8 protein-coding genes are annotated in these 12,843 nt (G+C 51.5%); 7 read left to right on the top strand and 1 reads right to left on the bottom strand.

The window, feature by feature from the left end:
• Positions 1-299 precede the first annotated feature (299 nt).
• The 7 genes from EPA93_RS41935 to EPA93_RS41905 all read left to right on the top strand — a co-directional run bounded on the left by EPA93_RS41935 (position 300) and on the right by EPA93_RS41905 (position 11,514).
• Positions 300-1,346, top strand: coding sequence for a queuosine 5'-phosphate N-glycosylase/hydrolase (locus EPA93_RS41935; protein WP_129893264.1), 1,047 nt, complete (start codon positions 300-302; stop codon positions 1,344-1,346).
• 230 nt (positions 1,347-1,576) lie between these two features.
• The gene (locus EPA93_RS41930; RefSeq protein WP_129893263.1) at positions 1,577-3,100 is read left to right on the top strand and encodes a UDP-N-acetylmuramoyl-L-alanyl-D-glutamate--2,6-diaminopimelate ligase; all 1,524 of its coding nucleotides are present in this window, start codon (positions 1,577-1,579) and stop codon (positions 3,098-3,100) included.
• 381 nt (positions 3,101-3,481) lie between these two features.
• A complete protein-coding gene (locus EPA93_RS41925; protein ID WP_129893262.1) occupies positions 3,482-5,440 on the top strand; it encodes an MraY family glycosyltransferase in 1,959 nt (652 codons plus the stop codon).
• 275 nt (positions 5,441-5,715) lie between these two features.
• Entirely contained in the window at positions 5,716-6,648 is a 933-nt protein-coding gene (locus EPA93_RS41920) for an ATP-grasp domain-containing protein (protein WP_129893261.1), read from the top strand.
• Positions 6,649-6,665: 17 nt separating this feature from the next.
• Positions 6,666-7,499: an ATP-grasp domain-containing protein gene (locus EPA93_RS41915; RefSeq protein ID WP_129893260.1), complete on the top strand. Its 834-nt coding sequence runs from the start codon at positions 6,666-6,668 to the stop codon at positions 7,497-7,499.
• Positions 7,500-7,507: 8 nt separating this feature from the next.
• Entirely contained in the window at positions 7,508-9,022 is a 1,515-nt protein-coding gene (locus EPA93_RS41910; RefSeq protein WP_129893259.1) for a phosphotransferase family protein, read from the top strand.
• Entirely contained in the window at positions 9,022-11,514 is a 2,493-nt protein-coding gene (locus tag EPA93_RS41905) for an ABC transporter transmembrane domain-containing protein (RefSeq protein ID WP_129893258.1), read from the top strand. The genes EPA93_RS41910 and EPA93_RS41905 overlap by 1 nt, the downstream gene beginning before the upstream one ends.
• 68 nt (positions 11,515-11,582) lie before the next feature.
• Here the strand turns inward: EPA93_RS41905 and EPA93_RS41900 are convergent, their stop codons facing one another.
• Positions 11,583-12,824, bottom strand: coding sequence for a YncE family protein (locus EPA93_RS41900; protein ID WP_129893257.1), 1,242 nt, complete (start codon positions 12,822-12,824; stop codon positions 11,583-11,585).
• Between the last annotated feature and the right edge of the window lie 19 nt (positions 12,825-12,843).

The following is a 12,843-nucleotide window of genomic DNA, read 5'->3' as shown; positions in this document are numbered from 1 at the left end:
GGCGTCGAGATGAAGCCACAAAAACCTCCTGAGATATAGCTATATTGGCCGCAGCAGGCGGCCGACAACAACCAGGACTTTTCTTGGCCTATCCTACGTTGCCTGAACCGTTCAGGAAATCAAAGCTTGCAATAATACCGATCTGAATGTTCCCCTCCTTTCGCTGCTATAAACAAACAGACGCAATTTATTGTGTACCATACCCATCAATTACGTCAAGCTGTATATATGCCATAGGTGATTGACGAATGCATCTATTCTCTGTAGAATCGGGATAACACTCCAAGAAAGGCATCTTGATGACAGAAACTTCGATCTGGAATAGTATCGATGATGAAGATATCTACACATTGCCTGCCGACAGCCGGCTAGGCGTACTGAGCAGTACAAAGTCAGTAGTAGAACAAGGGGAACGTGTCTGGATTAACACAGATCAAGTCGTAGCGCTGAGCGAGCAGTGGATAGTAGAAGATAATCAACGCACAGAACTCCAAGCTTCTCCCGCAGCATGGGATGAGCATTATCACTTCTTTGATGGCACTGAACGCACTGTCAACTGGCTACTCCTTCTTGATGCGTTAAACTTCTGCTTCTGGGCTGAAGCCAATCAGCCGCGCTGGACTATTGAATATGAGGGCGAGACGCTAAATGGCTATTGGGCCGAAGCAGCTGCCCTGACGCGCGCTGTAAAGGAAGGTATCCCTTTGTGGGATGCCGAATATCTCTCCACCATCAGCAGCGAAACGCTAGCCCAAATTTTCCGCGGCTCCCAGCCTATTCCGTTGCTTGAGCAGCGCGTTAATAATGCGCGCGAGGTCGGACACGTTCTCCTGGAGCGCTTTGATGGGCAATTCTCACATGCGATTGAACAGGCCCAGCACAGCGCCGTGACGCTCGCACTGCTCATAGCCGAAAACTTTCCTTCATTTCACGATACAGCGCTCTATCGCAAGCAAGAAGTACGCTTTTTCAAGCGCGCGCAGATTTGTGTGGCTGATCTGCACAGTGCCTTTAAGGGGCAGCAATGGGGAACATTCAACGATATCGATCAGCTTACGGCCTTCGCCGACTACAAACTCCCCCAGGTATTGCGCCACTACCACGTAATTGAATACGATCCCACGCTGGCCGAGCTTATCGATAATCAAGAATTGCTTAAGGCTGGCAGCGAAGAGGAGATAGAAATCCGCTCAGCGACTATCTGGGCCTGCGAATTACTAAGACGCGCGATGTCTAAACGCGGCAAGTTCATGACAGTTGCCCAGATTGATCAACGACTCTGGCTACTCGGTCAGAACTCGGCAGAAATGCGCCCCTATCATCGCACACGTACTATTTACTACTAATTTTACGCCTCTGTGGAGTTTAGAGTATTATGGAAGTAGAATATTTCCTTGCTCATAGAGGAGATAGAGTAGCTTACTAGCCAGGTTTTACCTGCATTTCAGATTTTACATACGATGGGTCCATGCGATAGAGAGAATATTCGCTTTCAATCGCATGAAGTAATTGCTGCGCGTAAAATTTCACGCGCACGTTCTTTTATTTAGAGTTCCATTTTGCTTAATAGAAACCTATGCAACTACACACTTTACTAGCAAATTTAGAGCAGCCACTGTTAAACATTTATGGCGCAGATGAGCTTGATCAGAACAGCGATATCAGCTCGCTCGCTTACGATTCACGGAAAATAGCGGCCGGGGGATTATTTATCGCGGTGCCCGGCACCCATACGGACGGGCGGCGTTTTCTGGGTGAAGCCGCGCAACGAGGCGCTATTGCCGCTCTGGGAGAGACTTTGCAGGATAGCCAGGATCTTCCACTTCCCTACATAGAAGTGCCCGATGTGCGCACGGCCCTGGCCAATCTCGCCTGCACCTTTTATGGCTATCCGGCTCAGCGCCTGTGCACGATTGGCGTGACTGGTACCGATGGTAAGACAACCACCTCTAATCTTATCAGCACGCTGTTCGAGGCCAGCGGCGCCCATACAGGCTTGATGACTACCGCCAACTTTAAAATCAGTGGTAAGGAATGGGAAAACGCTACACGCCAGAGCACTCTTGAGGCTCTGGAAATCCAGCAATTCCTTAGCCGTATGCTTGAGGCTGGCGTGACTCATGCAGTCATCGAAGCGACATCGCACGGGCTAGAGCTCCAGCGCGTACATGGCTGCAACTTTGATGTCGGCGTGGTAACCAATATTACCCACGAACATCTAGATTTCCACAAGACTATTGAGGCTTACCGTCGCGCTAAGGCGCGCTTATTTGAGATGCTCGATTCAAGCCGTGACAAAGGTCTTGGTGGCCGTCCTATCGCGATTTTGAATCGCGATGACATAAGCTATGAGATACTCAAGCCGTATTGCCGCGTACCAATTCTCGCCTACGGTCAGCATCCAACGGCTGGGGTACGGGCTGTGGATATCCAGCTGCAGGCTCATAAGACCAGCTTTCGGGTTATTTTACCGGATACCGAATACAAGATTGAGACTCCCCTCATTGGACAGTTCAACGTGAGCAACTGCCTGGCCGCCATCGCTACGGCTTACAGCCAGGGCATTTCTATTGAGGAGATTGCACGCAGCCTGGCAGCAGTCAAGGGAGTAGCAGGCCGCATGGAATATATTGATGAGGGCCAGCCATTCGCCGTAATCGTCGATTACGCTCATACTCCCGATAGCCTGGAAAAAGTCCTGGCTACCTTGCGCCCGGTTACTCCCGGCAAGCTACTTGTGGTCTTTGGCTCTGCTGGAGAGCGAGATACCCAAAAACGGCCAATCATGGGTCAAATCGCGGCTCAAAAGTCTGACTTCTTCGTGATAACAGATGAAGATCCTCGCGAAGAGGACCGCGAACAGATTTTACGCGAGATCGCAGCTGGAGCAGAAAACGCAGGCAAGCAGCAGGGAAGCGATTTTCTTTGCATAGCCGATCGCACTGAGGCCATTGCCAGCGCCTTTTCCCACGCCAAATCTGGTGATACGGTCCTATTAGCAGGCAAAGGACATGAACAAAGTATTATCATAGGGAGAGAGAAACTTCCCTGGGATGATAGACAGGTTGCCCGTGAGCAACTTAAAAACCGTGCTCGATAACCATGAGAAAAGATTTTTCTTACCTTTTCTCGTCTATTAAACATAAAGTAGTTACTATCTATACTAGCATGACGTCTCAATGAGTGGAGTGTCTAGGGTTCTGTCAAGGTTGGCGTGAGGAGTGAAACGCGTGGGGATGCAAGGGGCGATCGCGTGAATTGTGGCCCAGTTTCTCCCCACCTGTCGCCGTAGACGGCGCACTCGTCAAGATTTACTTGATGCGTGACAAGCGGGATTGTCAAGGGGGCGCCGCGAGCGAGCTGATTGCGGCCCTTGGCCTGGGGCTGTGCCCCAGCTTCTCCCCTCCCTGCCGCCCGCAGGCGGCGTACTCATCACACGACGTCTGACAGACAACTAGGTTTTATTTGCTTGGGAGTATGTATGAATCTAATCTGGTTAATATCAATTCTTTTTGTTTGTGCGATTATTAGCCTTGTTTTGTGTGCGGTGGCCAGGATATTATTTCCCAAGTTCCGCAGTGGTGAGCATAAACCCGGCGTACATCGCTCTGACTTGCAAGTCGGAAGACGCGAGATCAAATCTATAGAGCTGCCCCTGGTAGGCGGACCAGCCTTTATGCTAGCTATCGCCGGCACTGGTATCGCAGCTGGATATTTTTTCAATTTTCAACGCGAACAATGGACACTCTTGCTCATAAGTCTTGGGGCAGCGCTAGGCTACACAATTGTTGGCTTTATCGATGACTGGCGCAAGGTTTACAGCAATGAAGGTATCTCAGAGCGCGCAAAAATGTCTGGTGTGGTCCTGGTTTCGGTAGCTGCCGCCGTCCTCTATTTCTTCCTGCTTCCTGGCAGCGGACAGGAATCCTATAGCCCCTATAAAGATTTTCCTATTCTCAATGCTTTACTCTGTTCTAATCACACTGCACAACCTGTCTGCCCCGTCGTTTATGGGCAGATTGCCTATTTTGGCTGGCTCATTTTTCTCATGCTGATGACCGGCTTTATTGGAAGCGTTACTACTCTCTCAGTTGATTTTAGCGATGGGCTTGATGGCCTGGCCGGCGGCCTGGTTTTCAGCGCTGCGCTAGCCCTGGGTATTGTCGTGACCGGTATTCTTGATCCGCAGCATCCCAACGGAATCGTCCTGGAAGTACTCGCCTTAACATGTGCTGGCGGCATACTTGGCTATCTTCCCTGGAACTGGCCATCTTCCTGGGCAGCTCGCAGAAGTACCGCCAAAAGACGGGCAAAAATTATTATGGGGGACAGTGGTGCATTGGGTCTTGGCGGCATGCTGGCCATGACAGCCATCTTCTCGCGCAACGAGCTACTCTTGCTTATGATTGGCGGAGCATTTGTATTAGAAGGAGCCTCAGCACTGCTTCAATCCCGTGTTCTGACCCCCTTCTTCCGTAAGAACCTTCAGCATTTGCGCTTTGCTAACAGCCGCGAATTTGTGCCTCATACAGAATTTCCGCTCCCATTTCTGGCTACTCCTCTGCATTGTCACTTTGACCTGCTCGGCTGGGATCGCCGCCGTCTCGTGTATGCAGCCTGGGCCTTGGGCGCCTGCTTTGCCATCCTTGGCGTAGTAGTCAGTATCGTAGCTTACCCCTGGCAGCGCTACCTGGGACGCATCCTGGTGCTGATCCTTTTTGTCATCATCTGGTCTAGTGGCTCATGGTCCAAATGCTACTTTGTTGGGAAGCATCCCATAGAAAACACGCGCCGCAGCAGGCTCGCGCTCTTCTATGGCTTCCCCTATAAAATCATGGGCCTTAAGCTCTATCATCTTGTCGAGGTTATTGAAGCTAGCGATGGTGTGATAGAAACTCCGGCAGAGGAGGAGGCCCTCTGGCAGCGTATTTCTATCTTTGATGCGCGTGCTATGCTGGGCCTTTATTGTTACCGAGCAGGGTATTATCCGGCCGCGCTTGCCCAGTGGAGCAGCATACCGGATCGCAACCGAGTATTGCGTCCCGAAATTGAACGCCTCCTGGTAGAAGTTGATACGCGCCTGGCCCTGGAGAAGCAAGAGACTCAGCCTATGCGACGCGACCAGATCACACAGCAAGAGCCCATTCTCTCCGGCAATCTTTCTCCCGCGGACCTGCCCAATCCTCACGAGCCTATTCGTAACGAGGAGAAAATAGGCGATGGGCGTGGTGATCCCTGGCTTCCTCTCGCTGAGGATAGCGAGAATCATCGGGTTACAGCCTCATTAGCCAGTGAAGCTCAGCCTATCCTCAACAACAATAACAATAGCACTTTGTCTGCCAGACCCGGAAAAGAAGCGCTTCCTTTGGGATCGCTACAACCATCTTCCCAGCGGCCTAATTGGTTGGCCCGCCTGTTCCGCATATCTCCACCAAATTAAGGAATATGCCTATGCGAAAAATGTGAGTTATGGACGTTACCAGGATTAGGCATTAAAAACCGGCTTATGAAAAAGCATTTCAGAGCCTCTTTTCTGTATGCTAAAAATATGCTATAGTGCTTTTTATGCACAATTCTCTGAAGCTAAGAGATAGCTAGTACACAACTCGGCTGTGAACAGGTAAATAGTTTTTATATGCCTGTTCTGCTACACTGAAATGCGGAAAATCAGTTAGACTTCCCCAATACTATAATGCAAACAAAGGAGAAGCTCAGATGCGCTTCTGCTTTATTATCGAAGAGGAATATCGACATGACCCCATGCCAATGGTTGTGGCTGACCAACTTATGCGCTGGGGTCACACGGTAGACCTATTAGAGCCACAGGAAACAGTTACCTGCCTATCCACAATGCTAGAGCAGGGCTACGACGCGTATGTTTTGAAGACAGTCGCTGATGGTCCCGGGCTTAGCATCCTGGAAGCCGCAGAAGCTGTAGGGATTCCTACAATTAACAATTCGCGCGCAATCCGCCTTGTACGAGACAAGGCAGTTGCCGCAGCCTTTGCCCATGCACATGGCTTGCCAATGCCGCCAACGTACTTTGTGGCCCATCCCCGCCTCCTGGCTCAGATCGCGCCCGAGGAGTACCCACTCGTTGTTAAACCGAGCAATGGAAGCTCTTGCCGCGGCATTTATTTGCTCCACAGCCCTGCCGACCTGACAGCGCTGGATATTGCAGAGGCTAACGAGAGTTTTTTTCTTGCCCAACGCTATGCAGAAAATACAGGTTTTGACATTAAAATTTATGTAACAGGTAGAGAGGCATATGCGGCTATTGCTAAGAAGTCGCCACTGCACGCAGATGTCGAAGAAGAATTTATTCCGCTTAGCAAAGAATTGCGTAAATTAGCTTTAGATGTCGGTAAACTTTTTGGCCTTGATATATACGGCATCGATGTCGTCGAGACGCCTGAAGGGCTGGCTTTACTGGATATCAATGATTTTCCTAGCTTTGGACGGGTGCCCAAAGCGGTAATCAATGTAGCAGAATATATCCTTCATGCTGCCAAACGTGCTGAGATGAGACGCAATGCGCGTATTAAGCGTAACATGCAGCGCCGCCATAATGCACAAAGGCAGCATCCACTTAACCCAAGCCAGGAAATCTTGCCGCCTCTCTTAGAGATCACCGGATCACATCCTTAGGGGAGAATTTGAACACTATGAACATCTGTCTCATTATGGACAATCCAGAAACTCCTCGTCACCCGGTCATTGCAGTAGCGCTTCAAAAGCTTAGCGCCAGGCATAGCGTGCGTCTCCTGGATGTACGTACCCTTACAGGCGAGCAAGCCATTGCCCAAGAACAAAGACATGCTCAGGCCGATCTCTATTTACTCAAATCGCACGCGCCCCAGGCTCTAGAAGTAGCGCACTATCTAGAACAGCAGGGAGCAAGCATAGTAAATAGCTGGTCCTCCTCAGTGGCTTGCCAGGACCGTATGCTCATGACCCAACAGATGAATACCGCCCGGCTCCCCTGGCCAGCTACCCAGGCCTTTACTAGCTTAAACTATCTGCTCCAGGACCAGCAGCAACTTTCGCGTCTTGCCTTTCCCCTGATCATTAAAAGCTGCTATAGCCACCGTGGTGATCTTGTCGATAAGATACATTCTCGCGAAGAGCTACAGGCACTCGCCCCGCGCTGGGGTCAGGAGCCTATCATCCTCCAGAGCTTCGTGCCGGGAGATGGTTGGGATATTAAACTATGGGTTATCGATAAGCAAATTTTTGCAGCTCGTCGCCGTACCCCTCTTGAGCCAGGCGCATCAAAGGAAGATATTTCTCTGAGCAGGGATGAGTTACCTGAGGAGTGGGCACGCATCACGCTAGCCATCGGTAAGGCTTTCAATCTGCGCCTCTATGGCGTCGATCTTCTTCTGACAGAGCAAGGCCCGATGATTGTTGATGTCAACGCATTCCCTGGCTTTCGTGGAGTGCCAGGAGCTGATGAGGCTCTGGTGGCCCTGATAGAACGCCTGGGCCAGGAAAGGTAGGTCAGAGCGTGGATAACCTCTCTACGGAGACAAATCTCTCAATTACAGATCTTCCAGCCACCCTTATGCAGCTCTTCGCCAGGGCTCAACGCCCTCTCTTGTCCGACGAACAGGGGCCAGTAGGGTTGTTTATACGCTATCTGCGGCGCAAGCAGGATCGTGGTCTGGCCATCATTTATTCAGTCGATTCCTTACAAACCGCGCGTAAACACCGAACCAACGATCCCAATCGCTCAGTCAGTCTCACCCTTGATGAGGCAGCCCTTGACGGTGTACATATTCGCTTTAGCACCTCTCAGGCTCGACAGACCAGGCTAGATCTTTTGCCCTCAGGTGTGCTACACCTTCCAGACCTAGGCCTCTCCGCCCAGGCATTTCCGGCTGACAGCAACTTGCCAGCGCTGGCAGCAAGCTGCGATACCGCACGCAATGGCCCCCTGTTCGCCGCCCTGCAATCGGCGGCCCGCGTTCAACTTGAAGATCCAGCCTGGCGGCTCATCTCAGCCAGCGCCTCTCCAGTGCGCTATAAGCCGGCCAGCCGCTGTGTCCTGCGTTACCACCTTCAGCTAGAACGCACAACAGCTACCAGCGAACCAACCAGGCGCACGCTCACCTTGTTTGGCAAAGTTTATGCCAATCCTGCTCAGGCTCACAGTACACAAACATGGCAACAGCAACTTTATGCAGAGCAGGCGGGCAGGGAAAGCGTTCCCTGGCTACCGCGACCTCTGGGCCTCCTGGCTGATCTGGGGCTCACGCTTAACGAGGCTATTGAGCCTCCATCCACAAATGGGCCTGACGATATATGGAAAACTCTACGTACCGGCTTGAGGGCTCTCCAACCCCATATACTGCAGGATCGCGGAGGAGTAATCAAGCAGATTATCATCCCTGAAGCAGAATTACGTCTGACCGCCAAGGCCCTGGCCCAACTACACACAAGCACCCTGCAGCTCAATCCCACCCTCCTGCGTACAGTCGCCAAGGAAGCCAAACGCGCACAAGAAAGAGCCAGGTTGATTATGGCCAAAAACCCTGAGCAGGCAGAGCGTATAGAGCAACTCGTCCAACAACTCTCCTCATGTTTAGAGCAGTTGCAGCCCGAAGCCTATCGCCCAGCACATGGAGGCTTCAAACCAAGCCAGCTACTGTTCCATAGCCAGCACGTCTTTATCGTAGATTTTGACGGTTTTTGCCTTGCAGACCCAGCCCTCGACGTTGGTTACTTCCTGGCCTACCTACGCCCTAGCGGCCTATGGTATAAGCGCCCAGGGATGCGACAATGGTTTGAAGGGGCGGCAGCAGTCTTTCGCTCAGCTTACCAGCAGGCAATGTCAGTACATGGAGTAGACCCAACAACAATCGGGGCAATTGTGGATCGTTCACAGCTTTACGAGGCTGCACTCCTCTTTAAAATTGCCACGCGGCGCGTAAATCGCCTTAACAGTCCACGCCCCCAGGAGTTATCTACAATGCTCGCTGAAATTGCCACTTGCCTGGCCCAACAGTCGAGGAGGGTTTGATGTTATTTCGCTTTCTCTATCAGAATCTCAAAGGCTACCGTTTTCTGGTAGTCCTGGCCATTATAGTCACCATCAGCCAGACCGGCTCTGACTTGCTGGCAGTTATGCCTCTCAAGTTCATCACCAGCAAGATAAGCAACAGTGCAGTCGATCCGGCCTGTCAGTATCCATTTCTAGACCCTATACTTAGCATTTTCGACACACCGGCCCTGGATTCATCCCTACAACCTTCGCCAGGCAGCACACAAGCCAAGACCCCTCCCACTTTACCGTGTCCGGTTTCCAACAAATCAAGCATCATGGGCTCGGTTTCGCGCGCGGCCAGTACTCATCATAGCGTGATCGGGGTAATTGTCTTCTCGGTCCTTATGTTGCTATTTTTTAGCATAACCAGTGCGCTTCTTGCCTACGTCGATCTTTTTCTTGCCTCTTATATAGCGCAGAATTTAAGCGCCAGATTGCGCAACCAACTCTTTGAACATCTGCAACGCCTCTCTCTAGATTGGCATGGCAAGCAGAAAAAGGGTGATCTGGTCCAGCGTGTCACCGGCAATATAGCAGATATTGAGAAACTCATCACCGATGGCCTTGTCGATCTGCTCGGGGGTATATTAACGCTCATTGGCGTAGCCTTTATCATGTATATTACCAGCGCCTCATATACCGTGCTTTCTCTCGTCATTGCGCCTGCTCTCTTTATGATCGTCCTCTCATACACAAAAAACATCAAAGCAGCTTCGAAAAAGGCCTCCAAGGCTGCTGGCCAGGTAGCAGATGTAGCGACAGAAGACATCAATGCCCTGACCGTAATCAAGGTCTTCACGCGAGAAGAGCGAGAAGGCATACGCTTTGGCAGCTATGTTGATAAGAATCGCAAGGCTGGCTTGCTTGCAGGCGGTCTCCAGGCACAATTTACCCCCATTGTATCGATCCTGGTAGCAATCGGTACTGCTATCGTCGTTGGGGTTGGTGGCTATGTAGCGGCTGGCAACACCTTTAATGTCCTTGGAATATTCACCATTGATACAGCTAGCGGCGTAGATATTGGCACCTTGATCCTTTTCCTCAGCTACCTGAAGATGCTCTACCAACCGATGCGCGACCTCTCCAAGCTGACCAATCTGGCCAGCAGTGCCGCCTCGGGTGCTGAACGCATTCAGGAAGTCCTCGATCAGGCACCTGAGGTAATAGATAGCACCGTGCCATACACAGGTCCACAAAAGTTGCGCGGTGAGATCACCTTTGATAACGTCTACTTTGGCTATACGCAAGACAGGCTGATCCTCAAAGGGATCAATCTCCACATCCCGGCCGGGCGCAAGGTAGCGCTGGTGGGGCTCTCAGGCGGCGGCAAAACTACGCTAGTCAAGCTGATCCCCCGTTTCTACGAAATCCAGCAGGGCTCGGTACGCGTCGACGGCGTAGATAACCGCGCCTACCCCTTGCGCGTCCTGCGCGAAAACGTCAGTATGGTGCTCCAGGACTCGGTGCTATTCGAAGGAACAATTAAAGAGAATATCGAGGTTGGCAGGCCTGGCGCCTCGATGGAAGAGATCATAGACGCCGCCAGGAAGGCTAACATTCACGATGTCATTATCAATGTCCTGGGGGGTTATGATCGGCTCGTACGCGAGCAAGGTAAAGACTTATCAGGTGGGCAGCGCCAGCGTATGGCTATCGCCCGTGCTATCCTGCGCGACGCTCCCATCCTTATTCTTGATGAGCCCACAGCTTCCCTTGATGTTGAATCCGAGGCCGAAGTGATGCATGCGCTTGACCAGCTCGTCGTAGGACGCACCGTACTCATGATTTCTCACCGCCTCAGTACACTTGGCAATGTAGATGAGATTATCGTGCTCAAGGATGGCCGCATCGTCGAACAAGGAAGCTATAAAGAGCTTAAGCGCAGCGGAGGAGTTTTTGCCAGCCTGCTTGAGGAGCAGAACCGCTACAATATCGAGAAGATTGGCGAGAAGTCCATTATTCGCTCCGCCTACGTGACAGTTCCGCCGGTTGTGATGCCCAGTCAGCGCCAGGTACCCCTACCGCCAGCGATCCCGGCCACACCTGATTATCGCTCGGCCATTCCCGGCAGGTCAGCGCAGCAGGCCTTTATACAATCACAAGGCAGCGGCCCTTTTCAACAAAATGGGAAGCAGCAGGGCCAATATATGCAACAGCCAGCAGTTCCGCCACACAATGCCCGTGTCATGATAGAGTTGGATGGCAAGGTCATCGGCGAACGTCCACTAAATAAGCCTATCCTGACCGTTGGGCGCCTGGCAGGCAACGATGTTCAGATCCCCAACCAGCGCGTCTCTCGCCTCCACGCCAAGATCCTCCAGGAAAATGGGACCTGGGTCATTGAAGATGCTGATAGCGTGAATGGACTTGTCTATCAGGGATCGCGCGTTGAGCGGCATGTACTTTCCGAAGGCGATCGCGTCTATATAGCACCTACTGCGGTACTGCACTACAAAGCCAACGCCTGAAAACACACGCCGCAGGACAAGCAAGGCTCTACTAGCGATGATCCCTTGTAGAGCCTCACTGTGGTATCCTAGACGTTTCCCTGCTGATTATAGTGTTCAATAAGCAGCGCCGGCCTGCCTCCCAGGCTGGTCAGTGGCACATAGAGATCATGTGCCTGCTCATCGACAGCTATGCTATGTGTTGAGCCGGAGTTCAAGACATAATCCTTCAATTTATGCAAGACGCCGTGGGAGGCATCTTGCTCCTCGAAGACAGAAACAGCGCTGGCGCAACCAATATACAGCACGTGCAGATCTGTATCTACAGCCAGCACATCAGGTTTGGAGCCCACAGGAAGAAGATTTTGTGTATCTCCAATAGGTTTGAGCGCACGCATATCAAACATCGCCACATTCTGGCTATCCACGCAAGCCGCAAAAGCCACCTGCTGGCGCGAATCAAGGATCAACCCATGGGCACTAACGCAGGTTTTCGGCAAAGCAACCCGATTGATAGTAAACGTAACAGGATTCACAGTCGCAATCTCGCTCTGTGTACCTGAGACCAGAACTACAAAAACGCGCCGAGAGAGAGGATCATAGCGCACATGCCCTACATCCGTGCCCCACTTAATTACATGGATAATAGCATTGGTTTGCGTGCTAATTACTTCTTCGAGCCCTTGATCAGGATTAGCCTTGCCAGGCTCGGAGATAAAGACTTCATGGTCGGTTGCATCATATTCCAAGCTATCAGGCACACCGCTCGTCTTAATTGTGGTGAGAACACGGCAGGCATTCTCGTTAGAATTAGACATATCCTTGCACGAATGCTCATCGATCACATAGATCTTTCCTTCATCGGCGTCAGCAGCATAAACCCTCTGCAAATCTGGGGCAACAGCAATACCATGCACAAATGGCGCCAGGACCGCTCCCATATATTTATTGCTCCTGGTATTAAAAACGGCCACCGAGGATTGCACATGCAGACCGGCGGGTACCTCTTTCGCCTGCTGCAGAAGCGCTAACTTTGTAGCGGTCGGACCTGGATGAGCAATAAAGAGATAGCCAGTATGTTCGTCCAGGGCCTCGAAATCAAAGCGATCCATGCTTAATGACTGGCTGCTGAGTTGTCCACCAGCAGTTGCTAATACGCCGGGCAGAGCAATGCCGCCCATAAGCTGCAGACGAGGAAGATTAGAAGGTGTCAAAAAACGTATGACGACTGCAACAATAATAAGGGCTAGCAGGCCAAAGCTAGCTATGCCCAGCAACCAGACAGCCAGCGTGCCGAGGCTACTTTTCGGGCTCTTGCGAGTAGCATCCACAGCCTTCTCCTCTAAACAT

Source organism: Ktedonosporobacter rubrisoli, from assembly GCF_004208415.1.
Lineage (GTDB): Bacteria > Chloroflexota > Ktedonobacteria > Ktedonobacterales > Ktedonobacteraceae > Ktedonosporobacter > Ktedonosporobacter rubrisoli.
Note: the sequence above shows the minus strand (reverse complement) of the source record. Positions and strands in the feature narration are given on the sequence as shown.